25 protein-coding genes are annotated in these 26311 nt (G+C 61.2%); 12 read left to right on the top strand and 13 right to left on the bottom strand.

Annotated features, from left to right (window positions below; translation table 11 throughout):
- The first annotated feature begins 19 nt into the window (after positions 1-19).
- Entirely contained in the window at positions 20-1315 is a 1296-nt protein-coding gene (locus DCO57_RS01150; RefSeq protein ID WP_116697014.1) for a DNA polymerase IV, read from the top strand.
- 10 nt (positions 1316-1325) lie between these two features.
- Here the strand turns inward: DCO57_RS01150 and DCO57_RS01145 are convergent, their stop codons facing one another.
- Positions 1326-2204 carry a cell envelope integrity EipB family protein gene (locus DCO57_RS01145; RefSeq protein ID WP_208977722.1) on the bottom strand — a complete coding sequence of 293 codons (879 nt, stop codon included), beginning with the start codon at positions 2202-2204 and terminating at the stop codon, positions 1326-1328.
- 316 nt (positions 2205-2520) lie between these two features.
- Here DCO57_RS01145 and DCO57_RS01140 point away from each other — a divergent pair, with 316 nt between their 5' ends.
- From DCO57_RS01140 to DCO57_RS01130, 3 genes are all read left to right on the top strand, one after another.
- On the top strand, positions 2521-2985 hold the full coding sequence (locus tag DCO57_RS01140) for a RidA family protein (RefSeq protein ID WP_116697013.1): 465 nt from the start codon (positions 2521-2523) through the stop codon (positions 2983-2985).
- A 39-nt stretch (positions 2986-3024) separates the two neighbouring features.
- Positions 3025-3816 (top strand): glycerophosphodiester phosphodiesterase family protein, encoded by a 792-nt coding sequence (locus DCO57_RS01135; protein WP_208977721.1) that lies wholly within the window; start codon positions 3025-3027, stop codon positions 3814-3816.
- 85 nt (positions 3817-3901) lie between these two features.
- Complete coding sequence (locus DCO57_RS01130) at positions 3902-5218, top strand: GNAT family N-acetyltransferase (protein ID WP_116697011.1); 1317 nt, start codon at positions 3902-3904, stop codon at positions 5216-5218.
- Here the strand turns inward: DCO57_RS01130 and DCO57_RS01125 are convergent.
- The 3 genes from DCO57_RS01125 to DCO57_RS01115 all read right to left on the bottom strand — a co-directional run bounded on the left by DCO57_RS01125 (position 5202) and on the right by DCO57_RS01115 (position 7689).
- Positions 5202-6077, bottom strand: a complete 876-nt coding sequence (locus DCO57_RS01125; RefSeq protein WP_116697010.1) for a GNAT family N-acetyltransferase — start codon at positions 6075-6077, stop codon at positions 5202-5204. The two genes, DCO57_RS01130 and DCO57_RS01125, sit on opposite strands and share 17 nt — an antisense overlap.
- 227 nt (positions 6078-6304) lie before the next feature.
- Entirely contained in the window at positions 6305-6625 is a 321-nt protein-coding gene (locus DCO57_RS01120; RefSeq protein WP_116697009.1) for an antibiotic biosynthesis monooxygenase family protein, read from the bottom strand.
- Between the two features lie 194 nt (positions 6626-6819).
- Complete coding sequence (locus DCO57_RS01115) at positions 6820-7689, bottom strand: delta-class carbonic anhydrase (RefSeq protein ID WP_208977720.1); 870 nt, start codon at positions 7687-7689, stop codon at positions 6820-6822.
- A 435-nt stretch (positions 7690-8124) separates the two neighbouring features.
- Here DCO57_RS01115 and DCO57_RS01110 point away from each other — a divergent pair, with 435 nt between their 5' ends.
- Positions 8125-9084 (top strand): LysR family transcriptional regulator, encoded by a 960-nt coding sequence (locus tag DCO57_RS01110; protein WP_116697008.1) that lies wholly within the window; start codon positions 8125-8127, stop codon positions 9082-9084.
- Positions 9085-9120: 36 nt separating this feature from the next.
- Here the strand turns inward: DCO57_RS01110 and nfsB are convergent, their stop codons facing one another.
- A complete protein-coding gene (gene nfsB, locus DCO57_RS01105) occupies positions 9121-9789 on the bottom strand; it encodes an oxygen-insensitive NAD(P)H nitroreductase (protein WP_116697007.1) in 669 nt (222 codons plus the stop codon).
- Between the two features lie 651 nt (positions 9790-10440).
- Here nfsB and DCO57_RS01100 point away from each other — a divergent pair.
- Positions 10441-11397, top strand: coding sequence for a dihydrodipicolinate synthase family protein (locus DCO57_RS01100; RefSeq protein ID WP_116697006.1), 957 nt, complete (start codon positions 10441-10443; stop codon positions 11395-11397).
- A 161-nt stretch (positions 11398-11558) separates the two neighbouring features.
- Here the strand turns inward: DCO57_RS01100 and DCO57_RS01095 are convergent, their stop codons facing one another.
- Positions 11559-12575, bottom strand: a complete 1017-nt coding sequence (locus DCO57_RS01095) for an Ldh family oxidoreductase (protein ID WP_116697005.1) — start codon at positions 12573-12575, stop codon at positions 11559-11561.
- A gap of 162 nt (positions 12576-12737) precedes the next feature.
- Between DCO57_RS01095 and DCO57_RS01090 the strand changes: the two genes are divergently transcribed.
- Positions 12738-13433 (top strand): GntR family transcriptional regulator, encoded by a 696-nt coding sequence (locus DCO57_RS01090; protein ID WP_116697004.1) that lies wholly within the window; start codon positions 12738-12740, stop codon positions 13431-13433.
- Positions 13434-13556: 123 nt separating this feature from the next.
- Here the strand turns inward: DCO57_RS01090 and DCO57_RS01085 are convergent, their stop codons facing one another.
- Genes DCO57_RS01085 through DCO57_RS01065 form a run of 5 tightly spaced genes read right to left on the bottom strand, consistent with a single transcriptional unit; the run spans position 13557 to position 17524 of the window.
- Positions 13557-14588, bottom strand: a complete 1032-nt coding sequence (locus DCO57_RS01085; RefSeq protein ID WP_116697003.1) for a proline racemase family protein — start codon at positions 14586-14588, stop codon at positions 13557-13559.
- Between the two features lie 9 nt (positions 14589-14597).
- Positions 14598-15320: an amino acid ABC transporter ATP-binding protein gene (locus DCO57_RS01080; protein ID WP_116697002.1), complete on the bottom strand. Its 723-nt coding sequence runs from the start codon at positions 15318-15320 to the stop codon at positions 14598-14600.
- Positions 15317-15979 (bottom strand): amino acid ABC transporter permease, encoded by a 663-nt coding sequence (locus DCO57_RS01075; protein ID WP_116697001.1) that lies wholly within the window; start codon positions 15977-15979, stop codon positions 15317-15319. Before DCO57_RS01075 ends, DCO57_RS01080 begins: the two co-directional genes overlap by 4 nt.
- A 10-nt stretch (positions 15980-15989) precedes the next feature.
- Complete coding sequence (locus tag DCO57_RS01070; protein WP_116697000.1) at positions 15990-16652, bottom strand: amino acid ABC transporter permease; 663 nt, start codon at positions 16650-16652, stop codon at positions 15990-15992.
- Positions 16653-16711: 59 nt separating this feature from the next.
- The gene (locus DCO57_RS01065) at positions 16712-17524 is read right to left on the bottom strand and encodes a transporter substrate-binding domain-containing protein (RefSeq protein ID WP_208977719.1); all 813 of its coding nucleotides are present in this window, start codon (positions 17522-17524) and stop codon (positions 16712-16714) included.
- Between the two features lie 257 nt (positions 17525-17781).
- Between DCO57_RS01065 and DCO57_RS01060 the strand changes: the two genes are divergently transcribed.
- The 4 genes from DCO57_RS01060 (at position 17782) to DCO57_RS01045 (ending at position 23040) form a co-directional block, all read left to right on the top strand.
- The gene (locus tag DCO57_RS01060) at positions 17782-19485 is read left to right on the top strand and encodes an aconitase family protein (RefSeq protein ID WP_205756049.1); all 1704 of its coding nucleotides are present in this window, start codon (positions 17782-17784) and stop codon (positions 19483-19485) included.
- A gap of 315 nt (positions 19486-19800) precedes the next feature.
- On the top strand, positions 19801-20223 hold the full coding sequence (locus DCO57_RS01055) for a VOC family protein (RefSeq protein ID WP_116697319.1): 423 nt from the start codon (positions 19801-19803) through the stop codon (positions 20221-20223).
- Between the two features lie 409 nt (positions 20224-20632).
- Positions 20633-21499 carry a DUF4238 domain-containing protein gene (locus DCO57_RS01050; protein ID WP_116696997.1) on the top strand — a complete coding sequence of 289 codons (867 nt, stop codon included), beginning with the start codon at positions 20633-20635 and terminating at the stop codon, positions 21497-21499.
- 239 nt (positions 21500-21738) lie between these two features.
- Positions 21739-23040 (top strand): hypothetical protein, encoded by a 1302-nt coding sequence (locus tag DCO57_RS01045; protein ID WP_116696996.1) that lies wholly within the window; start codon positions 21739-21741, stop codon positions 23038-23040.
- 88 nt (positions 23041-23128) lie between these two features.
- On the opposite strand, the gene DCO57_RS01040 is transcribed toward DCO57_RS01045, so the two are convergent.
- A complete protein-coding gene (locus DCO57_RS01040) occupies positions 23129-23905 on the bottom strand; it encodes an SDR family oxidoreductase (RefSeq protein WP_116696995.1) in 777 nt (258 codons plus the stop codon).
- Positions 23902-24888 carry a D-erythronate dehydrogenase gene (denD, locus tag DCO57_RS01035; RefSeq protein ID WP_116696994.1) on the bottom strand — a complete coding sequence of 329 codons (987 nt, stop codon included), beginning with the start codon at positions 24886-24888 and terminating at the stop codon, positions 23902-23904. The genes DCO57_RS01040 and denD overlap by 4 nt, the downstream gene beginning before the upstream one ends.
- Before the next feature lie 138 nt (positions 24889-25026).
- Here denD and DCO57_RS01030 point away from each other — a divergent pair, with 138 nt between their 5' ends.
- Positions 25027-26235, top strand: coding sequence for an NADH:flavin oxidoreductase/NADH oxidase family protein (locus DCO57_RS01030; protein WP_116697318.1), 1209 nt, complete (start codon positions 25027-25029; stop codon positions 26233-26235).
- Positions 26236-26311: the final 76 nt, after the last annotated feature.

The raw sequence follows: 26311 nt of genomic DNA, 5'->3' as shown, positions 1-26311 counted from the left end.
AGACCTCGTCGTGACCCACATGGTTCCGGAAAATCCAGCCCTTTGCCGGGATTGCGGCATCCGCATCGGGACGTCCTCGTCCCGATGTCCATCCTGCGGCAGTCCGCGGCTTGTCAGGCATGCGGAACTGGACACGCTGTCGATCGCCCATATCGACTGCGACGCCTTTTACGCGGCCATCGAAAAGCGTGACAATCCGGAACTGCACGACCAGCCGGTGATTGTCGGCGGTGGTCAGCGCGGGGTCGTGTCGACCTGCTGTTACATCGCCCGCATCTATGGCGTGCGCTCCGCAATGCCGATGTTCAAGGCGCTGGAAGCCTGCCCGGATGCCGTGGTCATCAGGCCGGACATGGAGAAATACGCCCGGGTCGGCAAGGAAATCCGCGAACGCATGCGTGCATTGACGCCCCTGGTCGAGCCTCTGTCCATCGACGAGGCCTTTCTCGACCTCACGGGAACGCAACGCCTGCATCATGCGACAGCGGCGGAAACACTCGCCCGTTTCGTGCGGGAGGTGGAAAGGGACATCGGCATCAGCACGTCCGTCGGGCTGGCCCCGAACAAGTTCCTGGCGAAACTGGCCTCGGACATGGAAAAGCCGCGCGGTTTCTCGGTGATCGGCGCAGCGGAAGCCCGCACGGTGCTCGCGGCGATGCCGGTTGGCCGTATCTGGGGTGTCGGCAAGGTCTTCCAGCAAAAGCTTGAGAGAGACGGCATCCGCACCATCGGCCAACTGCAGACCATGGAGGCCGCGGACCTTGCGCGCCGCTACGGTTCGATCGGTCTGCGTCTTGCCAGGCTTTCCAGGGGGGAAGACACGCGCCCGGTCGAGCCCGGCCGGGGCGCGAAGAGCGTTTCGTCGGAGACGACGTTCAGGACCGATATCTCCAGCCTGGACACCCTGCGCCCCATCCTGCGCGGTCTGGCGGAAAAGGTCTCCGCCCGCCTGAAGAAAGCCGAGCTTTGCGGGCGCGGTATCACGTTGAAGCTCAAGACGGCCGACTTCAAGACCGTGACGCGCGCACGGCATCTGGCCGACCCGACACAACTTGCCGACAGGATCTACGCCGCCGGCGAGGCACTGCTGGAAATCGAAACGGATGGCCGGAAATTCAGGCTGATCGGCATCGGCGTCAGCGATCTCGAACCCGCGGTGCGGGCCGATCCGCAGGATCTTCTCGATCGGTCCGCCGAACGGCGCAAGAACGCCGAGCTGGCAGTGGACAGGCTGCGGGACAAATTCGGCAAGTCGGCCGTCGAACTCGGCCTGACCCATGCGGCCAAAGCCGCGGAAAAATCCAAAAAGGCGTGACGCGCCCGTCCTAGTTCTGGGGGCACTCCACCTCGTCATAGAGTTCCAGAGCCGTCATCCGGCCGTTGATGGTGAAATCCCCGTAGTCGAGTTTCAGCTGTCCGCTGATGCCGTTCTCGTAGAGCCAGAAGGACAGTTGATAAACGGGAAGCAGTTCGCCGGTCGCGTTTTCCTCAAGGGGATCGAAATAGGCGATAGTCACCGGCCAGTAGTGTAGCCCGGCCAGCGCTGCCTCTGCTCCGTCCGAATCCGCCTTGGCCGGGCTGAGTGTTCTGGCACCGATCACCGTTGTCGTGGCATAGACCTTCTCACCGGTTTCCGCCCCGTCATAGATATCCGCGGGCAGGAAATGCACGCCTTCGTCGGCCGCATTCAGAACGGCGAGAAGATGCTCCGTGGGAAACAGCACCTCACTGCCGATTTCAAGCGACTTTTCCGCCGGTTCCGTAAGCTCGACCGACTTTGCGTCCGCCCCGGCGCGCACCGTCCCGCGCGTCGACTCGACCAGCTCCTGATCGACAAAGGTCTTGGACAGGAACTGATAGCTTGCCGCCTTCGGCTCCTCGAAGGAGGTTGTCTGCAGATCGGTGATCTGCGAACCGCCGTTGGCATCCTGGAATTCCGTCACGAAGCGGAAATTGACGCTGTAGCCCTCGCAGGCGCTGCCGGTAAAATCATAGACCATCCGCCCGCTCAGGCCGGCGATGCCGGATTGTTCTTCCGTATCGCCGAGCTTCATGTCGTAAATGGCCCGGTGGGGCACCAGCGTATGCCCGGCGGCAGCTCCCATCGTGCCCGCAAAAACGCCGCTTCCGGCGGCGGACGAGGCGGCAAATGCCAGCAGCACTCCCCGGAAGGTCACGAGCGCGGACTTGGGAACGAACTGCATCAATCAAACCTCTTTTTCGTCCGGGCGGCACATGCCGCCCGGGCCCGTGCCGGGCATTATGGGGCAAACAGCTCGTTTCGCCATAGCGAATAAACAGTTGCCCGTAAAAACTTCAGGTGCGGGATTTATCTCACACAAACCCGCCGGACAGCGGTTTTTCCGGCCGGGCCATGCCGTCTCCTCCACAGCTTCCTTGCCGGGAAGCCGCCGAATTTGACCTTGTCACGTCGGACGAATTACGCCAAGACACCGGAGAGCCTCACATAGAGTTGCTGACCGCAGAATTCAACGAGACAATCCAGCGCGGAGACCCCTCATGAGCACCATAGAAGCCCGCCTTTCCGACCTCGGGATAACCCTGCCGGCGGCGGCGGCGCCCGCGGCGAACTACGTTCCATTTGTCAAAAGCGGCAACCAGCTTTTCATCTCCGGCCAATTGCCGATGAAAGAGGGAAAGATCCAGGTCACCGGCAAGCTGGGCGCCGATGTCAACCTCGACGAAGGCAAGGCGGCGGCAAAGCTCTGTGCGATCAATCTCCTGGCACAGGCGAAGGCGGCCCTTGGCGACCTTGAAAAGACCGTGCGTCTCGTCAAGATCGTCGGGTTCGTCAATTCCACCGCCGATTTCGCCGAACAGCCGCAGGTGATCAACGGCGCTTCCGATTTTCTGGTGGAAGCCATGGGCGACAGGGGCAGGCACGCCCGCTCCGCCGTCAGTGCGGCCTCCCTGCCCTTCGGCGCTGCCGTCGAGATCGAGGCCATCTTCGAGATCGCGGACTAGGTTTCTTCCGGCCGGTCCCGCGGACCGGTCCCTTCCCTCATGAACAAGACCTTATCCATGACCCCGGACCTCAAGGCCATTTTCGCACGCCCGATCGCACATCGCGGCTATCACGACGCCGAGAACGGCATCATCGAGAACACGCCCGCCGCCGTCGGCAAGGCTGTGGAGAAGGTTTTCGCCATCGAGGTGGACGTCCAGGAAACCGCCGACTGCGAAGCGCTGGTCTTCCATGACTATACGCTCGACCGCCTGACGGAGGGCACGGGCAAGGTCATCGAGCAATCCTCAGCGGATCTCCGGCAGGTTCACATGAAAACCGGGGACGACCGTCTGTGGTTTCTTCAGGACCTTTTCGACCTTGTCGACGGCAGGGTTCCGCTGGTCATCGAGATCAAATCGCTTCTGCGCCGCGATGCCCAGGGGGCGTTCGTGCGCCACGTCATCGACCAGGTCGCGGCCTACAGGGGACCGGCGGCGATCAAGACCTTCGATCCGGACATGCTGTCCATTGCCCGGGGTCACAATCCCTCCGTCCTGCGCGGCATCGTGGCGGACGGAGCAGAGCCCGGTCCGACCTACGGTCTGCACGGCCGCATGGATCGCTTCATCCTGCGCCATATCCTGCACGCGCCGCGCACCCGGCCGGATTTCATCTCCTATGGCATCAATGACCTGCCCAAGGCCGGTCCCAGCCTTCTGCGTTCGGTGTTCAAACTTCCCCTGATGTGCTGGACGGTGCGCACGCGCGACCAGCGCGAGAAGGCGGCACGCCTTGCCGACCAGATCGTTTTCGAGGGTTTCGATCCGGACGAAACCACCGCGAATTGACCCCGTGTCGGCCCGCCCCTCTTGCACTGCAAAACGGCGGCGCTACATTTCGGGCATGGCTTCCAATCGTGGTTCTTTCTGACGCATGACCTCATCCCCTCCAAAGGACGGCAAGGACACCGCGTCAGCCGGTGCCGATCAGGCCGCCACCTTACGTATTCTGTCATCGCTGAAGGATGTCCCGCGCACGGCCTGGGACGAGGTCGCCAATCCCGGCTGGCACCTGGGCGAGCGCGGTCTTCTGGAAAAGGTTTCCGGCCGGGCCGCGCCGGATGATCTTGCCGCCCTTCTGGGGGATGACGCCGCCCCTTCAGTCGAAGACGTCTCCTTCAACCCGTTTCTCTCGCATGCGTTTCTGGAGGCTCTGGAGGCCTCAGGATGCGCCACGGCGGAAACCGGCTGGCTGCCCCGGCACATGCTTCTGGAAGACGACACGGGCACGCTCCTCGGCGCCGTTCCAGCCTATCTGAAGGGCCATTCGCAAGGTGAATATGTCTTCGACCACGGCTGGGCCGAAGCGTTCCACCGGGCCGGTGGCGACTATTATCCGAAGCTGCAGGTCTCCGTGCCCTTCACCCCGGCGACAGGCCGACGCTTCCTGACCCGGGCCGGCGTCAACCGAGAAGCGGGCCTGCAGGCCCTGGCGGCCGGCCTGGTTCAGGTCTGCCGACGGACCGGAGCCTCTTCCGTGCATGCAACCTTCCTGACCAGGCCGGAGTGGGACAGCCTCGGCGAGCTGGGCTACCTGCAGCGCACCGACCAGCAGTTCCACTGGGAAAACAACGGCTACGACAGCTTTGAAGGCTTTCTGGGGGATCTCGCCTCACGCAAGCGCAAGGCCATTCGCAAGGAACGGCGCGAGGCACTGAGCGCCGAGGGCATCGAGGTGGAATGGGTCACCGGATCGGACCTGACCGAAGCGCACTGGGACGCCTTCTACACCTTCTACCTGGACACCGGCAGCCGCAAATGGGGCCGCCCCTATCTCAACCGGGCGTTCTTCTCGCTGATCAACGAACGGCTGGCGGACCGCACGCTCCTGGTGATGGCCAAACGCAACGGACGCTACGTGGCCGGTGCGCTCAATTTCATCGGCTCGGACACGCTCTTCGGCCGCAACTGGGGCTGCACGGAACATCATCCGTTCCTGCATTTCGAGCTCTGCTACTATCAGGCCATCGATTTTGCCATCGCCCACGGACTGAAGCGCGTGGAGGCCGGTGCGCAGGGCGCGCACAAGCTCGCCCGCGGCTATCTGCCTGCCACCACCTATTCCGCCCACTGGATCGCCCATGAAGGGCTGCACGATGCGGTCGCCGATTTCCTCGAGCATGAACGGGCGGCGGTGGAACAAGAAAATGCCGCGCTCGCCGAGCACGCCCCGTTCAGGAAAGACGGATGAGCGCCGGCAGTTCCAGGCACATCTCGTATTGCCGCAGAAGATCTTCGGCGCCGAACCTGTCCAGGAAGGCATTCAGACCGGCTGCCTCTTCATCGACATTCACGAAGAGCAGCTGATCCGCGCCGGTCCGCTGACACAATTCCCGCAAGAGCGCCTGCCCGATGCCGCGCCTGCGGTGCGCTTTGTGAACGGCGATCTGGGCGACCGCGCCATCCTTGTAGGCAGCGCCCCACCCCAGCAGCTCGCCGCCTTCCCGCACGCCGATCAGATGGATATCGGGTCTCAGGCCGACAAGGGCCGCGCGGGCATTCTGCGGCGTCGGCCGTGTTTCGAAATAGGCGTCCTCGTCGGTGGGCAGCGCCTCCAGCTGCAGATCCTCGACTGTCCACCGGCCCGGCTCTGCCGCATCGAGGTGTTCTTTCGTCAGCTTGCAGACACGCAGGGTGCGCTGCCGGAAGAAGCCGAAGTCCTCATAGGCGCAGACAGCCTTGTCGTTGGTGGTGATCACTTCCAGCTGCAGACCGCTCGCCTGCTCCGCCTTCTGGGCGTCCACGACGGCCTGGAGCAAGCGGCGCGACAACCCGCGGCGGCGGTGGTCAGGGCTGGTACCGACCGACAGCGTATAGGCCCTGTTGCCGAAAGTCGGATCCGCCTGTCCGGAAAACCAGAAGGCGGCGATCTTCCCCTCGTTCAGGGCGACGAAGGAATGCCTGCCGGAGAACCCGCGCTGGCGCTGAAAATCGACAAATTTCGCCTCGCTCATCTGCAGGGGCGTCACATAGTCGGAAAACGCCTCGTTCATTGCGTCGGCGAGTTCCCCGGGGCCAAGGGCCCGGCAGTCCGTAATCCGGTAGTTCATTCCAGGTCGTCTTCAGTTCCGGCTTTTCATTGAAGTCAGCGCATATTGGCCACGGGTTTTCCCTCCATCAACTCCGTTTGGACCACTGTGCCCCGGAAACTGTGAAAACAGATCGAATGGGGCGGTCATCGCGAGGCCTGCCACGGACATCGTGACATCGGGAGAAGGAAAACATGTCGAGGATCGCCGACCGGCAGCGAACGGCAAAGGCAGACGGAGCGCGCGGTCTAATCGAAGCTTTCCGTCACGTCGTACATCACCGGTTCGAAACTCTTGCACAGGGCGCTGATCCGCCGGTTGCGCTCGCGCATTTCCGTCGATCTCAGCATTGCCAGAAAATCCTCCCGCCGGCGCCACTGCGAATAATTGGCGATGCGCGTCTGCGCGTCGTTGACATGAAGCCCCGCGCCGATGAATCCGGGCTGGTGGCGGATGAAATTCTCGTAGGCGTCCCTCAGTTCGTCCATGAGGTCGAAACACGTGCCCGGCGTCATTTCGAAAGTGGTGATGACGGTCTGGCAATCCCGGTCGCTGGAAATCTCAGGCATGGCTCTCCTCCTCCAAGGCTGGGGGAAGGCTGGCACGTTTTCCGGAGCCGGGCAACATGGGGGCGGGTATGAAAGCGGCGGTCGGTCTGCCCGGCCATGAGTCAGAAGACCTCCGGCCGCTTCCGGCTGGAGGTCTTAAAAGTGACCGGTTTCGAACCGGCGGCCAGTCCTGCGATCAGGTGACCACGGGCCGGCTAGTTGGAGATCTGCGACAGAAGATCCGGGTTGAGCACGAGATTGCGCACGCCATGTGCGTGGTCTTCATGGAAGACATTGTCTTCCAGCCAGTCACCGATGGAATTGATGTCCAGTTTCACGGTTTGCGGGCGGACGCTCCAGGTCACATGAAAGGGCGAGGCCTTTTCGTTGTAGCCCGGGCCGGTGGTGGAGCCGGCATATTCGACCGGCGTACCGAGATTATCCGGGAGGTTCGGCGCCTGGTAGAGACCGTCGACCGTGTCGATCTTCGCCATTTCGACAAAGTCCGCCGCGGCCGGGTCATTGACCAGAACGGCGATCACCGCTTCCACGCGCAGTTGCGGATTGTTGATGGCATCGCTCAGGCAGGTTCCCAGGGTCGGGCCGGGCGCCGCCAGAGCGGTCGAATAGACGAAATGGATTTCGATGGTGTCGCCGGGAACCAGGTCGCCGTGCTCGCTTTCGCCGATCTTCCTGTCGACCGGGGCAAGTTCCGCGCCGGTCAGCTTGCCGTCATACCTGAAGCCGGTGCCGTGACCAAAGCCGTCGCCATTGCCGGCATAGGTGGTGAAATCGCCACCCTTGTGCTCGGCATTTTCATGAAAATGGATGTCGCACAGTGTCATTTTCGGAAAGGCTGGCGCCGCGCCGAACGCACGGGTGTTCTTGCCATTGTCAACTTCGATGTCCCGGGGAGACTGGGGTCCGAAACCGCCGCTCTTGGTTGCCTCGGCCAGTTCCTCGCGCTGTTCGGCGATGACCGCGTCGGGAACGGCTTCACCGGCATCTGAATCCGCCATGGCGAAACTGCTGAAGAGGCCGGTGGCCAATATTGTCGATGCAAGCACGCATTTCATTCTGAACATCAATCGTCTCCAAAGGTTCGCAGGGCACCGACAGGCGCTCTCGCGGAGGCAGAATACGGTTGGGGGGGCGAATGATGCTATCCGCAAATGACGGCCTGCAAAGTTCGTTGTCCTGTTGCCGCTACCGGTGAAATCAACAACCCGGCAAGATCCTGCATCACGTGCACGGAAGCCGAGGCGGGAGCCGGTGTCAAGAAATATCAGACGAAAAAAGTTTTTTCAGTCAACAATATATGAAGCCTGCCACGATGATGGTGTCGGCGCGCACTCCCTCCGGAAATCTTCCGTCTGATGTATCTTGGCCGGTCTTCAGCGGTTAATTCCCCGCTCCGGCGTCCCTTGCGCTGATTTCACCTGGGAAGTATGTGCGACGTCACGGCAGGACAATCGGACCGATCGGGATGAAGATCCCTCCAGACAGGGCGACACGCGGACATGTCATTCGATCTCAAGGCTTTGGAGCTATTCGTCAGGGCTGCGGAACTGGGGGCCATCGGGCGCGCGGGCGAGGAGCTGGGCCATTCCTCCACCCATGCCAGCCACCTGCTGAAATCGCTGGAAAAGCATCTGGGGGCGAGCATGTTCCATCGCACCACCCGCACCGTCACCCTGACCAGCGATGGAGAGGTGTTCCTGGACCATGCCCAGCGGATCCTGCAGAGCATCGAAGAGGCCAGCCAGGCGCTCGCCGATGACGACAGGCCTCTGCACGGAACGCTGCGCGTCGGTGCGCCGACGGGCTTTGCCCGCTCCCATCTCATTCCCTTCGTGCCCGAATTCGTGGCCCTTCATCCGGAGCTGACTCTCGACCTGCGGCTTTCGGACAAGGTCCTCGACATGGTCGAGCAGGGCTATGACCTGACCTTCCGCATCGCGGATCTGCAACCTTCCAGCCTCCTGGCGCGCAAGGTTTCCAGCTATCCGGTCCTGCTGGCGGCCACCCCCGCCTATCTGGAGAAGCATGGCGAACCGAAAACGCCTGCGGAGCTGGAACGCCATGTCTGCCTGCATCTGACCGGTCTGGATCACTACCTGCTCTCGGGGCCGGATGGAACGATCCATCGCGTCCCGGTAAAGGCGCCGGTGATCTGTGACTATGTGGAAGCCCTCGCCCATTGGATGCTGGCGGATCTGGGAATCGCGCCTGTCTCCCCCTTCCGCGTCCGTCAGGAACTTGAAACCGGTGCGCTGGTGCCGGTCATGACCGACTACATCTTTGCCGAACAGGCGCGGATCTGGGCGATGCGTCCGCCCGGCGCGATCATGCCGCGCCGGGTGAAGGTGTTTCTGGATTTCATGCACAAGCGCATCGGCGCCCTGCACACCAGAGCCATGGACGAAAGCGCCGCGCTCTGGTGGTCGCCGGAGGTACTCGAGCGGATCAGGAACCGCTGAGCCGTCGCGCAGGAAACCGGCGGCAGCGTTCCGGTGTCAGACGGTTTCCATGATCGCGTCTTCGCTCAAGCGGGATTTGGGCAGAGCGGCGTTGAAGTCCTTTTGGGAATGATAGCCGAGGCTGACCACGGCGGCGGCCTTGTAGCCCTTTTCCGTCAGACCGAATTCCCGGTCCAGCACGTCGGTATCCACGCCTTCCATCGGCGTCGTGTCGATGCCCAGCTGCGCGGCGGCGAGGAGAAACTGGCCCATGTTGAGATAGGTCTGCTTGTCCATCCAGTCGAAGGCATCCTTGCGCTGGCCGGTATGGATGGAGATGAACATGCGGCGGCCGCGGTCCATGTCGGCGCGGAACTGTTCCGGGTCTGCGTCGAAGCGGCCATCGGCGGCTTCCTTTTCCAGAAGGGTATTCAGGAACCCCTCGTCATCGGCCTTGAGCCGGGTCGCGAAGACCACCACGTGGGAGGCGTCTGTGATCTTGGGTGAGTTGAAGGGATAGGCCTCGTCTGTCGCTCTGGCGACGCGGGCCTTGCCCTCCTCGCTTGCGGCGATGACAAAGTACCAGGGCTGAAGATTGACCGAGGAAGGAGCCAGGCGCAGCAGCTCCTTCAGCCTGGCAATATCCGCCTCGGGGATCTTGCGGTCCGGGTCATAGGCCTTGGTGGAATAGCGTTTTTTGGCGGCGGCGGTCAGGGAAACGGTCATGTCGGTCTTTCTTCGAATACGGCAAGACAGACCTCCCCGCGCCGGTGGTAACCGGCACGCTCGCAGCACTGGCCACGGATCGGAGAGTTTGCCTTGCCCGGTTGGGCGCGAATATCGGAGACGGGCGCCGCCCCGTTTCCGAGACGACCCTCCGGCGATGATCGGGATATAAGCTTCCCGCGTAGGGGTATTACCGGCCCGCGAAAGGAAAGACTTTCCCAGAGGATGGGATAACGGCGGTTCTTTTGGTTGGGAGCGCAGCTACCTGAGCAAATCTCTAGAGGCAATATGGGCACGAGGCCCTTGTTTGCAGACGAAAGAGACAGCCAGGTGACGGGTTTGGGTTTCAAGCGACCCTGCTGGGTCGCTTCGGCCCGGTCACGACATCACGCAGAATCAAACTCAGGGCGATGACCGTAGACGCGTCTCTGCTGAAAGGACCTTGCAGAGAAAAGACATAATAAAGCGCTTCACAAATTTACAATGGATGTTGGATACATTATGTCATTGGGAACCACCTTCCGATGCGAGTCACGGCTCCATCGAAACGCACGCCTAGCCGCACCTGTCCGGCCCGCATCCCGGCCCGATAATGCTCCGCAACCAGAAACCCGGCTCATTCATGAGCTGACCGAATATGGAGGAACTCCTATGCCCAATATCTTCACCGGCACCATGCCTGCGCTTATGACACCTTGCAAAGCAGACCGCAGTCCTGACTTCGACGCGCTGGTGAAAAAGGGCAAGGAGATGATCGACGCCGGCATGTCTGCCGTTGTCTATTGCGGGTCGATGGGCGACTGGCCGTTGCTGAGCGACGCGCAGCGCATGGAAGGTGTCGAAAGGCTCGTGAAGGCCGGTGTTCCGGTCGTTGTGGGGACGGGAGCCGTCAACTCGAAATCGGCAACGGCCCATGCGGCGCATGCGCAAGAGGTCGGCGCGGCGGGTCTGATGGTCATTCCGCGGGTCCTGTCACGCGGATCGTCCCCGATCGCCCAGAAGAACCATTTCAAATCCATCCTGAGCGCGGCACCAGATGTGCCGGCCATTATCTACAACAGTCCGGTCTACGGCTTCGCCACCCGCGCCGACCTGTTCTTTGCCCTGCGGGCCGAGCATCCGAACCTTGTCGGCTTCAAGGAATTCGGCGGCAAGGATGACCTGCGCTACGCCGCCGAGCACATCACATCCCAGGACGACCAGGTCACCCTGATGGTCGGGGTCGACACCGAAGTGTTCCATGGCATCGTCAACTGCGGCGCAACCGGTTCGATCACCGGGATCGGGACGGCCTTGCCAAAGGAAGCCCTGCTGCTGGCAGCTCTGGCGCAAAAGGCAGCCGGCGGACACGCCGAAGCGCGCAAGCGCGCATTGGAGCTGGAAGAAGCCATCGGCGTCCTGTCCAGCTTCGACGAGGGCACCGATCTGGTCCTTTATTACAAGCATCTTCTTGTGCTCAACGGCGAGGAAGAATACCGCCTGCACATCAATGAAACCGACGCACTTTCAGATGCTCAGCGCAACTATTGCGAACAGCAGTATACGCTGTTCCGCGCATGGTTTTCCGATTGGGTCAGGCAGGGCGGCGTCATCGCCGAATGCATGTAACCGGCTCCTGCAATGGCGCGACAGTGCCGCCTGCAATCCACGACACGCTCCCGACCCTGACGGGTCGGGGCCCGGCGCGGGCACTCCTGCACTCCGCGATGCCCCGGCAGCCCGGCCGGACCGGCACAGCGGCGAAGGCTCTGTGCCGGACGCCGCTCAAATCAAGGCAGCAAGGCACACAGGTCGTCGTAAAGACCTGAAGAGATTTCGACAAACCCGCGCTTCAGATTGCGCGCGCGGGCCGCGAAACGGCGCTGCGACGGCAAGCGGGCGCCCTGATCGATGATATCGGCGAACAACCTTTCAGCCCGCGCCTCATTTCTGGCCAGCTGCCCGCCGGAAAACTGCTCCAGATCGAAGGCGAGCAGGATCTGTCCGTGATAGGGAGCCCCGGACTTGCCCTGCGCAAACTCCATGCTTTCAAGGCTGGTCATGTCGTCAATCAACGGGCCGGCCAACAGTTCGATCATGACGGAAAGCGCCGACCCCTTGTAGCCGCCGAAGGTGAGCATGGCGCCGGCCAATGCGGCATCGGGATCATTGGTCGGATTGCCGTCCTTGTCGATCGCAACGCCGTCCGGCAAGGGCTTTCCCGCTCTCTTGTAAAGCTCGATCTCTCCCCGCGCGAAAGCGCTCGTCGCGAAATCGAAAGTGAATGGGTCCCTCCCCTGACGCGGCCAGCTGAATGCCATGGGGTTGGTGCCAAGCGTGCCTCGCGTCCCTCCTGCCGGGGCGACCCATGAATGGCTGGGGACCATTGTCATCGCGGCCAGCCCCTCGGCCGACAGGCGTTCGACCTCGGGCCAGAGAGCCGAGAAATGAAAGCAGTGATTGACTGCAACAGCGGCAATCCCGAATTCGCGCGTTTTTTCCACCAGAAGCGGAACGGCCTGTTCCATCGCCAGCAGAGACATGCCGCCGCGGGCATCGGCCTTGATGATCGCTTTGCCCGCCTGGGAGATCGACGGGGCGATGTGTCCGTCAATCTTGCCGGCCCTGATCGTCTCGATGCACATGAGCAGCCGGAAAAGACCGTGCGACTGGCAGTCATCCAGCTGGCATGTGTAGAGCATCTGGGCGATGGACTGGGCGTGGGCGCTGCCGTAACCGGCATGTGTCAATATGTTGAATGCGAGCTTCGACACATCATCCAAAGCGATTTCGACTGTTTTTTGCATCTGCCTGACTTTTCCGACCCTATTTTCAAAGGATAATGGATACAAGATTTGTGCGGCGCCGTATATTCTTTTGTTGGCTGGCCAGTCCGCGATATTCAGTTGGAAATTCAGCTCGAAGAGGATAATTGTATCCAAAATGCGAAACAGAATGAGAATTTAAAAGTGGCCAGCAAACGAGCGATAGTCCGTCAAAGTCTCCCTGACGCCATAGCAAGCGATATCCGCGAACGCATCCTGAATGGCGAACTGGCTGAAGGCCTGACGATCCGGCAGGAGGCTCTGGCCGAGGAATATGGTGTTTCGCGCATGCCGGTCCGGGAAGCCCTCAAGCGGCTTGATGCCGAAGGCCTGGTGCAGCTGACCAACAATCTGGGCGCCACCGTTACCAAGCATTCCCTCGATGAAATCGGGGAAATCTTCGATCTGCGGATCCTGATCGAAGTGGACCTGTTTCGGCGGGCCATCGCGGCCATGACACCCGCCCACCTGAAACGCTGCGAAGAAATCCTGGAGACAATGGAAACCTCCTATGATGCGGATGACGTCGGCAAATGGGGCTCGCTGAATTTCGAGTATCATTCGGCTCTCTATGCGGCGGCCAATCGCGGGCTGACCAATGACGTCCTGCATCGCATCAACCTCCAGTCCGACCGATATGTCCGCATGCATCTGAGCGTGATGGAGCAACGCGATCCGGCGACCCGGGAGCACCGTGAACTGCTGGAACTGGCCCGTGCGGGCAAAACCGAGGAAGCATGTGCCCAGTTGACGCAACATATTGCGCAAACCAAGACGAACCTGCTGAAGCTGATGGTCGACAAACGCGCGGATGAAGACTGCGAGAGCCTGTCGCGCTGAATTGAATTCAGGCAATCGCCCGCACGCATTGTCCATGCGATCGCTTCGGCCATGCGGGCGCCGCTGAACCTCACCTCAAGGCTGCCTGCAGGGCTCCTTCTTCAAGCGCGCCGGCAAGTGACCCTATCTGTAGCGCGGCCATGTATCAGACAGCCGGTACCCTTCAGGCCACGGATCTTCCGGGTCCAGCATGTGCTGATGGGTTCCGGTAACCCAGCCTCGCCCGCTGATCTGGGGGCGAATGGCCGGGACATCGCCAACGCTCGTCAGTCCGAGAATTTCTCCGGTGAATTCCGAGCCGATGATCGAGACGGCGGTCATGCGGTCGCCGACCTTCATCTCCCCCCTGGCATGCAGCAGGGCCATGCGTGCCGATACCGCAGTTCCGGTTGGCGAGCGATCCAGCTTGCCGGGCTGGATCGAGACGACCGATTTCGCCCGCAGACCCGTTTCACCACGCTCCAGGGCACCTGCGAAGAGACAGAAGGAATGATGCCGCCATTCCGGCTGTAGCGGATGACGGAATTCCAGCTGTTCATTCGCCGCATTGGTGATCCTGACGCCAAGACGGGCGATGGCCTGTGCCTCGTCGGCCTCAAGCGCGATCCCGAGGGCCTGAGGATCGACCACCACGAAGCTGTCGCCGCCAAAGGCCGTATCGACATGAATCGTGCCGATACCTTCGATCTCGAGCGGAACATTCAACAGGCCCGCAAAAGACGGCAGGTTTTCGACCTCGATCCGTTTCGCCTTGCCATCGGCGCAATGCGCCCGAACGTGCACCAGCCCGCCCGGCGCCTCGAGAATCATCTCGGTGACCGGCTCGCGCATCGCAACGATGCCGGTTTCGAGCAGCACTGTGGAAACGCAGATGGAATTCGACCCGGACATCGGCGGCGTGTCTTCCGGTTCCATGATGATCCAGGCCGCATCCGCATCCGGATGTTTCGGCGGCACCAGCAGGTTCACATGCCGGAAGACACCCCCGCGCGGTTCATTGAGAACGAAATTGCGCAGCACCTCGTCCTGCGCAATCCAGTTGCGCTGCTCCCAGATCGTCTCTCCCGGGGGCGGCGCGACACCGCCCACGATCACATCCCCAACCTCCCCTTCCGCGTGGCACGACACAAGGTGGATCACTTTAGCGCTGCGCATGGACTTGTCTCACCGGATCTTGGACAGGAATTTTTGCAAATGTTCCGACTTGGGTGAGCCGAAGATCTCGGAGGCGGTATCGATCTCCTCGATAACGCCCTGATGGAAAAACGCGACGCGGTCCGAAACATCCCGGGCAAAGCTCATTTCATGGGTCACACAGATCATGGTCATGCCTTCTTCCGCCAGCAATCGCATGGTGTCCAGAACCTCGCCCACCAACTCCGGGTCAAGCGCCGAAGTCGCTTCATCGAAGAGCATGTATTCGGGTTCCATCGCCAGGGCCCGGGCGATGGCAAGCCGCTGCTGCTGCCCGCCGGACAAAGCGCTCGGATAGACGTCAAACTTGTCTCCCAGGCCGACATGCTCCAGTTGCCTGGCCGCGATCTCCCGGGACTCCGCCCTGGACTTTCCCTTGACGATCTGCGGCGCCAGGGCAACATTCTGCAGTGTGGTCAGATGCGGGAAACTGTTCCATTGCTGGAACACCATTCCCAGCTTCTGGCGCAACGCATTGATGTCGGTGCCCCTGGCATGCACATCGATGCCATCGACAATGACCGAGCCCGCCTGGATCGCCTCAAGCGCATTGATGCAATAGAGCAAGGTCGACTTGCCCGATCCCGACGCCCCGACAATCGACAGCACTTCGCCTTTCGGCACATCAAGGTCTATGCCCTTGAGAACCTGCAGCGATCCATAGAACTTCTCTAGTCCACGAATTTCAATCATGAGGCCCAACGTTTTTCGAGGTTCGCCGCGTAGCGGGAAATCGGATAAGACAATGCGAAGTAGAAAGCGCCGGCAATCGTCAGAATCAGCAGGGGTTCCTGCGTCCGGGTGATCAGGATCTGGCTTGCCTTCAACAGTTCGACATACCCAAGGACAGACACCAGCGCGCTGTCCTTCATCACACCCAGCGCCACGCCCACCCAGGACGGGAATACGGCCCGGGTGCCGATGGGGAGCACGACATGGCGAAGGTCCTGCCAGTAGCTCATCCCCAGGGAGCGGGCCGCGCGGCGCATGGACGGACCAACGGCCTCCATCCCGCCGCGGGCGACATTGGCCACCAGGGCCGCGCAATAGATGGACAGGATGACCACCCCGGAGAGGAACGGATCAAGGACCAGGCCAATGATTGGCGCAAAATTGTAAAACAGCACCAGCTGGATGATGAGCGGCACCGACCGGAATACATCCAGCAGCGGCCCGAGGAACAGGGCTGCGGCCCAACGTCCCTCGAAGAGCATCCAGCCGAAGACGACCCCCAGCACCGTCCCGATCGTGATTGACAATGCCGAGATCAGCAGCGTGCGCCAGGCGGCCTCGGCCAGATACCAGAGGTCGCTGAGCTGGAAATCGAAAAAGAAGCTTATCGTCGGTTCCATCTGCCTGCCCTCAATATCTGAACAGACGGGCGGCCAGCAAACGCGAGGCGCCCAGAATGATCTTGACGATGAGATAGTAAATCACAGCCGTAACGGCGAAATATTCGAAAATGCGGTACGTGCGGCTCGCCAGAGCCTGCGTTTCGCCCGACAGTTCCCGAAAGCCCACCAGCATCCCCAGGGAGGAGATCAGCACGGCCCAGACCATCTGGTTGGTCAGCGGATGATAAACGATCCGGAACACCTGGGGGATAATGATCCGCGTGTAGGTCTGCCATGCCGTCATCCCCAGGGATCGCGCCGCGCGAATCTGGGTATCGGGAATGGCCTGGAACCCGCCGCGGAAATTTTCCGCCAGATACCCTGCGCAGTTGAAGCTGAGTGCCGACAGGACAATCGCATAGGGGGTCATGTGTACCCCCAATGCGCCCAGGCCGAAGCCGAAGAAGAAAAGCTGGAACAATGCCGGCGTGTTGCGCGCCAGTTCAACCCAGGCTGATGCGAACCATCTCAGCGGGCCGCGCATATGCAGCCGGATCAACGCCAGTCCGAGCCCCACAATGACCCCGATGATCATGGCCAGGACGGCCACCTGCAGGGTGGTCAGTCCTGCCGCCAGCAGATCCGGCAGGTTTTTCAGAACCGGACGCCAATGAAAATTGTAATCAAACACGTCTGTACCCCTGCCCCGTAAAGCCCCCCGCCCATCGCGCCGATGGGCGGGGGATCATGTTAATACATGACGCCCGGGATACGCAGTTCAGGCGCTTCTCCGCCAACGTATTTGCCCCAGAGCTCCTGATAGCGGCCGGAGCGGACCTGATGGGTCACAAACAGGTTCAGGTAGTTGAGCCAGGTCACATCCTTGCGCTTGCCGACAACGGACGTGTAATCGGTCGTCCAGGGCATGCGCGGACCGGCGACGATGGTGTCATACTGTTTCGTGATCGGCAAAACGGCCGTGTTGGTCGTCAGGCCGATATCGGCCTTGCCCTGGGCAACGGCAAGGAAGACCTCGTTTTCCGACTGATAGCCCTGGTAGTTGTCCTCTTCGCCCCATTCGGCGGCAATCTTGAGCCATTCCTGCTCCGGAACCGTGCCGATCGCCGCAGCAACGCGCTTGCCACGAATGTCTTCGAAAGTCGTGATGCCGCTGTCGGCACCGACGACACCCTGTGCATAGTAGATTGCGTAAGGGATCGAGAATCCGACGGTGCGGGCGCGCGCAAGGCTGTCGGAGGTGCCGCCGAAGACGACGTCGGCACGGCCGGTGACGATCACGGGCAGGCGTTCGGACCACGTCAGCGGCAGGATTTCATGTTCGACTTCGAGCGCGGCCGCCAGATCGGCGCAATATTCCACGTCAAAACCGGCCGGTTCGTTGTTCTCGTCCCGATAGCCGATCGGCGGGAAATCCAGAACGACGCCACAGCGGAGTGTGCCGCGATCCACGACGTCATCGAGCGTGTCAGCGACCGCTGCGGTGCTCAGGGCTGAGGTAAACAGCGCCGCGGCTGAGAGCGCGGCAAGCATGGTCTTTTTCATTTTAATTCCCTCTGAAAGGAGTGTTGCTGGTTTCTTGTTATTAAATTGGATACAATATTCAATAAAAGGAAACCGGCTCCGATACAAGGGGCAGAAATCACATCATCGATCCGGGCCGCCGGGCGGACCGGCGCTCCGGATCGAAGATGAAACCCCAGGGTGCAAACTGATTAATGAAGACCAGGCCGCCTCAAACCGGTTCATCTGCATGCATGAGTTCACCCCCTGAGACACATACCCACCCAAAGAGGCGAAGCATGATCCCGGACGTCCCCCACAGCGCAACACTCTTCGTCGAACGCGATGCGAAGGGCGAGGTTCTCAACTGCAGGGAGGGATTGAGTTTCTGGGGCGGCGTGGATCCTGATACGGGCGTGATTATCGACGCCCATCATCCCGATCACGGCACCTCGCTCGCGGGCCGCATCGTGTTGATGCCCACCTCCCGGGGCTCCTGCAGCGGCAGCGGCGTGATGCTGCAACTTGCGCGCAACGGCGAGGCCCCGGCGGCCCTTGTGTTTCGCGAAGAGGAATCCATCCTCACCCTGGGCGCGATGATTGCCGGACGGCTGTTTGACCGGCCTGTGGCGATCCTGCGGCTTTCTCCGCCCCTTTACGACGCGCTGTCCAAAGCCGGCGAAGCGGAAATCCGCGACGGGGTCCTTCTGTTCCAGGATCAGGCAATCGAACTGCACAGACCCGGCGCCGGGGCCCTGTCGCTGAGCGAGGCCGACCGGTCACTGCTGGATGGCAAGGACGGCACAGCCCGGAAGATCGCCATGGAGGTCCTGTGTCTGATGGCGAGCGCGCAGGGCGCAACCAGTCTGACGGATGTTTCGCGCGCCCATATCGACGGCTGCATCCTCGCCCATGATGCCAATCTCGATTTTGCCGAGAAGATGCATCAGATGGGCGCGAAAATCGCCATACCGACCACGATCAATGCCATTTCCGTGGATCGCGAGAACTGGCAATCGCAAGGTGTTCTCCCCGATTTCGGCTCCAGGGCCAGTCGTCTTGCGGATGCCTATGTCAACATGGGAGCCCGGCCAACATTCACCTGCGCCCCCTATCTTCTGGATGATATCCCAGCCGAAAACGAACAGATCGGCTGGTCCGAATCCAACGCGGTCATCTATGCGAATTCGGTCCTGGGGGCCCGCACGCAAAAACACCCCGACTATCTCGACCTTTTTATCGCAATGACCGGGCGCGCGCCGAACACGGGCGTCTACCTTGCGGAAAACCGGCGCCCGGACTGCGAGATATATGTGGAACTGCCCGAAACCCATGACGATTCCCTGTGGCCCATGCTGGGCTGGCTGGCCGGTGCCAGATCGCCGAACGGCATTCCCGTGCTCACCGGTCTCGAAGCGGCATCACCGACGCCAGACGATCTCAAGGGACTGTGCGCGGCCTTCGGCACGACGTCGGCAGCGCCGATGCTGCATGTGCGCGGCCATACGCCCGAAGGGGCCCTCCCCCTGCGGGACGGCGCGCCCAGAAGTGTCATCACCGCAGGCGACCTGGCGCAGCTCTGGCGGGAGTTCAACACCGCCGATGACAAGGTCGATCTGGTGGCAATCGGCAGCCCGCATGCCTCGCTGAGCGAATGCCGGAACTTTGCCGATTTTCTGCGTGGCCGGTCGTGTCATCCCGACACCAGGACAATCGTGACTGTCGGCCGCGCCGTTCTGGCCACGGCCAGGAAGGAGGGTCTCATCGACCGTCTGCAAGAGGCCGGCGTTCAGGTCATCCCCGATATCTGCTGGTGCTCGATTACCGAGCCGGTTTTCCCGACGCAGACCGCTGTCCTGATGACCAATTCCGGCAAATACTCCCATTATGCCAAGGGCCTGACAGGACGAGCCGTAAGATTCGGCAGCCTGAAGGACTGCGCCGAAACCGCCACAAGCGGCCTTGCCTCCTCCGGCCTGCCGAGCTGGCTGTCCGCCGGGTAGCCGGGGTATTTCGGGGATGTCGTTTGGGCGTTTCCGGGCCACTGGGGACATTCACACGCTGATACGCTGCTGCGGTCCGTGCTGCCGAAGCGGTCATTCGTTGCATCTGCGAAAACGCCGCCAGAAGCCGGCATTGCGAACCAAACAGACGTTGACTTGTGTTGGTCCGGCCCGTAATTTTCGTGCGTCTGAAACAGGTTAGGCTCGGGACGGTTGGCCCGGCCCTCGCAGTGCGAGTCCTTCCGTCGCGACAGTGACGGCCCAAGACTATCGAGGTGTCCGCAGAACGTGGACGCCGATAGAAAGGGTATGGACATGAAACCTCGTATTTCCGTTCTAACACTTGCCGTCGCCGACCTTGAGCGTTCGCTTGTCTTTTATCGTGACGGGTTGGGTCTGCCGACAGACGGCATCATCGGGCGCGAGTTCGAACATGGCGCGGTGGCCTTCTTCGACCTGGCCGGAGGGGTGAAGCTGGCGATCTGGGGACACGATGACCTCGTTCACGACACCGGATTGCCAAAGGGCACAATTTGCTCCACCGCCGGCAGTATCGGTCACAATGTCCTGCAGCGCGAGGATGTCGATGACATCATGACAAGAGCCGAGCAAGCCGGAGCCGTTGTCATCAAGACACCGCAGGACACGTTCTATGGCGGCTATGCAGGCTACTTCGCTGACCCCGACGGGCACTTGTGGGAGATTGTCTGGAATCCTCAGATGCTGCCGGAGGACTAGGACCGTCATTGTCAGGCCCTTGGCTTGTTTCAGGGGGCCTGGTGTCCGCAAAGGGCTCAAACCGGCCTTGCGGCGGCGCGGCAGACCTGCCGTATCCCGAACGGCTTCACTGGCGCCGCTTCCGGCCCGGAGCCGGCGTTCGTGCGATCCAGCCTAACGACTGCTCCCAAGCCTTTCGAGACGTGCGTGTTAGTCCTCCTATTGTATTGTCGGGCCTAATCGCTGGTCTGCTCTCCGGATCCATGTTGACGAGATCTGGACGTCAGAGACTGCTTGGTAATGCGCCGTAAGGGCCGGAACGCCAGTGGAGGACGGCGAAGCCGTTGCGGTGCCAGTCTGGCTTTGGCATGTATGTTCGTCAATGTGGACTTGGAGAGCACTTGCTCTTTGGTGGACGGAAGATTGCTAAATGGGAAAAAGAGCGAAAAATCATCACATTGTTCCTGAGGTTCTTCAGCGCCAGTTTGCTATCGCGGATGACCCTAAGCGTATTTGGCGCGCCAAAAGACACATGAATGGCAATTATCGAAAACTGGAACGGAAACTCATTAATAAGTCTTTTGTGATCCGTGACTATTATACAATTCTAGAGAACGACGAACGTTCTGACCGGGTAGAACGAGATTATTACGGTATGATCGATAACTTTCTGGGGCAGTGGCTTCCAGAAGTAATAGGTATCTTTCAAGAAGGCAAAATCCCCTCATTCAACCCGAAAAATTTGGATGATACTCGGAAGGTCGTTATGGCCATGCTGAAACGCACGCCAGACTTTATAAAGGACCTTGACGATTTTGCGGTGGGGCGAGATCTCGTTGAGACCTGCTTAAGGGAAGCTCCCGAAGATACATCTGCCAGCCAAAGGGAAATTTGGGAAGCGGAACTTGCCGACGAACAAAGGCTTCGTGACATAGGAAGGCACATCCGAGTTGCCGCTTCCCTCAAAAATAGTCAGCGGATAGAAGAGGCGTTAGCTGAGCGGTCTCCACGTTGGGCAATCTCTGAGACCAAGCATTCATACGTACTGTCCAGCATGATGGCTTATCGAATTGGGAATGGTGGTCCTAATGGGCTTTCCAATCCCGAAATGGAAATTTGGATGCCAATCACACCGAAGATTGCATTTGTATTGGTACGCGACCCGGACAATACAATTCCGATGATAGTAAAGGATGAACCTGAGCATATTCGTCAGATCAATGAATATGCTATGAACAACTGCTTCGAGTTGGCTTCTCATTCGGAATTATTGTTGAAGTCACTCCTGAGGCAATAATGCTTCGATGGTGCCGCGCACCATCTTTCCCAGATGGATCCTTGATCCGAGCCTCATCGATCTGGATCACCTTGCCAATCTCTTTGCCGTCAATATCGTCAGTCATGCCTTGCTCCCTTCCGTAACAATAGAGGGAATCGTCTCAACCTGAAAATGTGCGAAAGATTTTGTACGTTATCCTTTTTCTGATAGAGACCGCGAAGACGCATGCAGGATAATGTGTGCTTGAGGGGGGCGGAATGGCTGAAGAGTTCGTCGAAGTTCGGAGAAACATCACCGCATTTATGGCGTCGCTTCGTCATACCATTGAGCGGCCCTTCCGTGGCCGGGCACCAAAGGCTGAGGAGCAACGCGAGCGCTATACGCGCACGATAATGATGGTTGAAGAAGCGCGCATCCGCTTCAACACCTACACTCGCTACCGCGAAGAGCCCACACGAGGCGAATGGGCTTCTGCACGCGATGAGCTTCTGTCATTCGTGAACGCTTTTGTGCACTCCGACGTCGTTGATCCCGCTGTGTATGACCGACCTTTCGTGCTCAGGCCGATGATTTCCCACGACCGCGATAATCCAAGCGCATTCATGCAAATGTTCATGGATGGTGAGAACCGTGTGGCAGTTTCCGACGCCTTGATTAGATTCAGAGAGTATGTCGAAGGTTCAGGTGCTGGACTTGCGGAAACGCAGGGATCCCTAACCTTAGACGATTTAGATCGTATCGTGCCTCGTCAACAAGTTGCACCAGTTCAATTCGACATTGTCGAAGATCGCATCGTTGTCGCGAGCCGCGCACCTAAGACGGCTGAGGCGGACCGGGCTAACATTCAGTCTGCGTTGGAACACATTCGCGGAAGCGGCGAACAGCTTCTAAACAATCTGGCGAATTCCAACTGCGATCGGCGGTTACTTGAAAGTGTGAGCGAGCTTCACTCGCAACTGATATCAGAAGGTAACGTCGTCAAAATCGGGTTAACGAACATGGCCTGCGGCGTTATGGGAGCGCAATTTCAAGAGGAGCTTCCCGACGCCATCGCAGGAATGTTAAATGCGTATAATGCGAGCATATCCCTTTACGTTGCTCAGTTCCCTGAGTGGGAGCAGTTCACGCAAAGAGCATCGTTGATTGACCTTGACGAAGATGATGTTGCTGAAGTCGATATTGCCGCAGACGAGGTTATCGCGTTTCTTTCCCAACACCCTGCGCTTGCCGATCCTGAAGTTCCTAAGACTATTGCGCACATTCGCCAATTTCTCGCACTTCCGGGGACATCATCTAAGCGTGCGGCGTTCGCCATGATTCGCACGATTGAGAACTTGGTTTCAAGTATCGTTCGGCATAGCCTAAACTTCTTCAACAAAACTACGGAAAACATGGTGGACGTAGCGTCAAAGGCCGCCGCCAAACTCATAATAGGGCTTCTTGGCGTTGCCTTAATGAGCGCGTCGGGGATTGGCCCGGCAGCAATGCGCGCTGGCGCCCCATGGGTTAAACAAGCTGCCGAGATCGTCCAGAAGCAGATTGAGAAAGCGGCGGAGTGATTGTCCTCCAATACCTTGGTGCTCAGCACGGCCGCCTCCCGCCCAAACGCCCTCTTCATGCCCCCGCTACAACGCCCTGCTGCCGCCCCTACCCTCGTCCGACAAACGGCATCTTCGTCGCCATGACCGTCATGGTCAGCACATTGGCGTCCAGCGGCAGGCCGGCCATGTAGACGACGGCCCGGGCCACATGGGCCGGGTCGATGGTGGGTTCGCTCATGGTCTCGCCATTGGCCTGCAGCACGCCGCCGCTCATGCGGGCGGTCATGTCGCTGGCGGCGTTGCCGATGTCGATCTGGCCGCAGGCAATGTCGAAGGGGCGGCCGTCGAGGGCGGCGGATTTGGTCAGGCCGGTGACGGCGTGCTTGGTGGCCGTATAGGGTGCCGAATTGGGCCTTGGCGCCGTTGCCGAGATCGAGCCGTTGTTGATGATCCGCCCGCCGCGCGGGCTCTGGGCCTTCATCATCCGGAAGGCCTCCTGGGTGCACAGGAAGACGCCGGTGAGATTGGCGGCGACGACCCGGTTCCATTCCTCGAAGCCGATGTCCTCCAGCGGAACGGAGGAATTGGAAATGCCGGCATTGTTGACCACCAGGTCGATGCGGCCGAACCTGCCGGCGATGTCGTCGAAGAGCGCGCGCACGGAGGCCGGGTCGCCCACATCGGCCGTGCAGCAGGTCACCTCGCCGCCGGTTTCCGCCGAAAGCTCGGCGGCGGCCGCCTCAAGCACCTCCTTGCGGCGGCCGGAGATGACCACACGCCAGCCTTCGGCGCTCAGACCCTTCGCCATGGCCCGGCCGAGGCCGGTGCCGCCGCCGGTCACGAGGGCGATCCTGCCTGTCACGTCGAATCCCTTGTCTGTCATGCGTGCGTGCCTCCCAGCTCGTCTTCAAGATGTATGCGAATGATGTCGTCAAAGCATGTTTCGGCACGAAAGCCCAGTTCGCTTGCCCGCCGGGCATCGAAATCGGTCGGCCATCCGGCGACGATCCCGGCGATATGCGCATCCGGGACGCGGCGGATGAGGCGCACGGCCCTTTCGCCCGCCACGCGGCGCAGTGCCGCGATCTGCTCGCCGACCGTGGCCGAAAGCCCCGGCATGGACAGGCTGCGGCGCGGGCCGATGCGCGCGCTGTCCATACAGGCGGCGTGGACGAGGAAACCGATGGCGGCGCGCGGGCTGGCGAACCAGTGGCGCACCTCCTCCCCGACCGGCAGAACGGCCTCCTTGCCGGCCAGCGGCTCGCGCAGGATGTTGGAAAAGAACCCCGAGGCCGCCTTGTTGGGCGTGCCGGGCCGGATGCAGATGGTCGGCAGGCGCAGGCCGATGCCGTCGAGAATGCCCTTGCGGGTATAGTCGGCCAGCAGCAGTTCGCAGATCGCCTTCTGGGTGCCGTAGCTGGTCAGCGGCGCGGTCAGGAAATCGTCGCCGATCCGCTCCGGAAACGGCTGGCCGAAGACGGCAATCGACGAGGCGAAGATGAGGCGCGGGCAATAGGGCGCGCGCGCACTCTCGTGGCGGATGGCCTCGAACAGCATGCGGCTGCCGTCCAGATTGACCGCGTAGCCCTTCCCGAAATCGGCTTCCGCCTCGCCGGAGACGACGGCGGCGAGATGAAAGATCATGTCCGGCCGCCCGGCGATCAGCTTTTCCGCCGCGCCGGGCATGGCAAGATCCAGGGTCACCGGGGTCGAAATGGCCTGAAGGGACGGCGGCACCGGCGGCGCGAAGGCATCGGCCAGGGTCAGCCGGCCGACCTGCGCGCCGAAGACGGACGGCTCCGCCGCCAGCCTGTCCACCAGCTTGCGGCCCACCATTCCGGCGGCGCCGATGATGAGTATATGCATCCAGTTCCTCCTCCCGGGCAGGACCGGACCGGCGGCTCTTTCGCCCTGAAGCAAATCGTGTAGCCTAGGCTGCCCGCCCTGCCGCGCGTTTTCGCGACTGTAGATCCCGAGCAGCACAATCCGGCCATGGACGTTCAAATGCAACACCCTGTTCCCCTGTTCGAACCGCTGACCCTGCCCTGCGGGGCCATTCTGAAAAACCGGATCGCCAAGTCGGCCATGTCGGATTCGCTGGGGGACGGGACGGGCCACCCGACGGCGGAGCAGATACGGCTGTACCGGCGTTGGGCCGAGGGCGGCGCGGCCCTGTCCATCATCGGCGAGGTTCAGGCCAGCCCCGGTTACGCCGAAAAGCCGGGCAACCTGGTGCTCGACGCGGCCTCCGACCTGGGGCGCTTCCGGGAGCTTGCCCGGGAGGGCGGCACAAACGGCATGCAGCTCTGGCTGCAGCTCGGCCACGCCGGGGCGCTTGCCTATGGGCCCACCAGCACCCCGAAGGGCCCCAGCGCGCTCGATCTGCCGGGACTGCGCTGCGCGCAGATGCCGGAGGACGAGATCCGCCGGTTCCCGCTGGAGATGGCGCAAACGGCATTGCTGGCGCGGCAGGCCGGTTTCGGCGGGGTGCAGATCCACGCGGCGCACGGGTTCCTGCTCAGCCAGTTCCTGTCGCCGCTGTTCAACCGGCGTGTTGATGCCTATGGCGGCGCCATCGCCAACCGCATGCGCCTGCTGCTGGAAACGATCGACGCGGTGCGGGCCACTGTCGGGCCGGACTTTCCCATCGGCGTGAAACTGAATGCCTCGGACCAGCTGGACGGCGGACTGACCGAGGACGAGGCCCTGGAGGTGGTGGCGGCGCTGGACGGGACGTCCCTCGACCTGATCGACATCAGCGGCGGCACCTATTTTCCCGGCGCGAAATCCGCCTCCGACAGCGCCGGACGCGGACCGTATTTCATCGCCTTCGCCAGACGCGCCCGCACGGTGACATCAAAGCCGCTGATGCTGACGGGCGGCTTCAAGACGCGAGCACAGGCCGAGGAGGCTTTGACCGGCGGCGCGGCCGATGTCATCGGCCTGGCACGGGCGCTGGCCCTTGAGCCCGCCCTGCCCGCGCTGTGGACAGCCGGCAAGATGCCCGAGCCGGCGTTTCCCAGATTTTCCGAAGCCCCGGAGGGCGGCATTACCGCCTGGTACACGATGCGGCTGACCGGGATCGGCTCCGGCGCGGAACCGCCGCCCGCCACCGACCTGGAGCCGGCCATGCGGGCCTATGAGGCGCGCGACAGGCAGCGCACGGACATCTGGCTGCGCCATTTCGGCGGCCCGGACAGGCAGGAAGGCTGAACAGATGGCCGGCACGCCCGCTTTTTCCGTTGCCTTGCCGGGACCTCAGTTCTTACACTCCGGACAACCTTCAGGC

This window comes from Labrenzia sp. 011, assembly GCF_003075075.1.
In the GTDB taxonomy this organism is placed as follows: Bacteria; Pseudomonadota; Alphaproteobacteria; order Rhizobiales; family Stappiaceae; genus Roseibium.
This window is presented reverse-complemented; position numbering and strand designations above follow the sequence as displayed.

Excerpts from the sequence above, each read along its gene's own strand:
- DCO57_RS01150 (WP_116697014.1), top strand. The coding sequence starts at position 20 with ATGGTTCCGGAAAATCCAGCCCTTTGCCGGGATTGCGGCATCCGCATC.
- DCO57_RS01145 (WP_208977722.1), bottom strand. The coding sequence starts at position 2,204 with ATGCAGTTCGTTCCCAAGTCCGCGCTCGTGACCTTCCGGGGAGTGCTG.
- DCO57_RS01140 (WP_116697013.1), top strand. The coding sequence starts at position 2,521 with ATGAGCACCATAGAAGCCCGCCTTTCCGACCTCGGGATAACCCTGCCG.
- DCO57_RS01135 (WP_208977721.1), top strand. The coding sequence starts at position 3,025 with ATGAACAAGACCTTATCCATGACCCCGGACCTCAAGGCCATTTTCGCA.
- DCO57_RS01130 (WP_116697011.1), top strand. The coding sequence starts at position 3,902 with ATGACCTCATCCCCTCCAAAGGACGGCAAGGACACCGCGTCAGCCGGT.
- DCO57_RS01125 (WP_116697010.1), bottom strand. The coding sequence starts at position 6,077 with ATGAACTACCGGATTACGGACTGCCGGGCCCTTGGCCCCGGGGAACTC.
- DCO57_RS01120 (WP_116697009.1), bottom strand. The coding sequence starts at position 6,625 with ATGCCTGAGATTTCCAGCGACCGGGATTGCCAGACCGTCATCACCACT.
- DCO57_RS01115 (WP_208977720.1), bottom strand. The coding sequence starts at position 7,689 with ATGTTCAGAATGAAATGCGTGCTTGCATCGACAATATTGGCCACCGGC.
- DCO57_RS01110 (WP_116697008.1), top strand. The coding sequence starts at position 8,125 with ATGTCATTCGATCTCAAGGCTTTGGAGCTATTCGTCAGGGCTGCGGAA.
- nfsB (WP_116697007.1), bottom strand. The coding sequence starts at position 9,789 with ATGACCGTTTCCCTGACCGCCGCCGCCAAAAAACGCTATTCCACCAAG.
- DCO57_RS01100 (WP_116697006.1), top strand. The coding sequence starts at position 10,441 with ATGCCCAATATCTTCACCGGCACCATGCCTGCGCTTATGACACCTTGC.
- DCO57_RS01095 (WP_116697005.1), bottom strand. The coding sequence starts at position 12,575 with ATGCAAAAAACAGTCGAAATCGCTTTGGATGATGTGTCGAAGCTCGCA.
- DCO57_RS01085 (WP_116697003.1), bottom strand. The coding sequence starts at position 14,588 with ATGCGCAGCGCTAAAGTGATCCACCTTGTGTCGTGCCACGCGGAAGGG.
- DCO57_RS01080 (WP_116697002.1), bottom strand. The coding sequence starts at position 15,320 with ATGATTGAAATTCGTGGACTAGAGAAGTTCTATGGATCGCTGCAGGTT.
- DCO57_RS01075 (WP_116697001.1), bottom strand. The coding sequence starts at position 15,979 with ATGGAACCGACGATAAGCTTCTTTTTCGATTTCCAGCTCAGCGACCTC.
- DCO57_RS01065 (WP_208977719.1), bottom strand. The coding sequence starts at position 17,524 with ATGAAAAAGACCATGCTTGCCGCGCTCTCAGCCGCGGCGCTGTTTACC.
- DCO57_RS01060 (WP_205756049.1), top strand. The coding sequence starts at position 17,782 with ATGATCCCGGACGTCCCCCACAGCGCAACACTCTTCGTCGAACGCGAT.
- DCO57_RS01055 (WP_116697319.1), top strand. The coding sequence starts at position 19,801 with ATGAAACCTCGTATTTCCGTTCTAACACTTGCCGTCGCCGACCTTGAG.
- DCO57_RS01050 (WP_116696997.1), top strand. The coding sequence starts at position 20,633 with ATGGGAAAAAGAGCGAAAAATCATCACATTGTTCCTGAGGTTCTTCAG.
- DCO57_RS01045 (WP_116696996.1), top strand. The coding sequence starts at position 21,739 with ATGGCTGAAGAGTTCGTCGAAGTTCGGAGAAACATCACCGCATTTATG.
- DCO57_RS01040 (WP_116696995.1), bottom strand. The coding sequence starts at position 23,905 with ATGACAGACAAGGGATTCGACGTGACAGGCAGGATCGCCCTCGTGACC.
- denD (WP_116696994.1), bottom strand. The coding sequence starts at position 24,888 with ATGCATATACTCATCATCGGCGCCGCCGGAATGGTGGGCCGCAAGCTG.
- DCO57_RS01030 (WP_116697318.1), top strand. The coding sequence starts at position 25,027 with ATGCAACACCCTGTTCCCCTGTTCGAACCGCTGACCCTGCCCTGCGGG.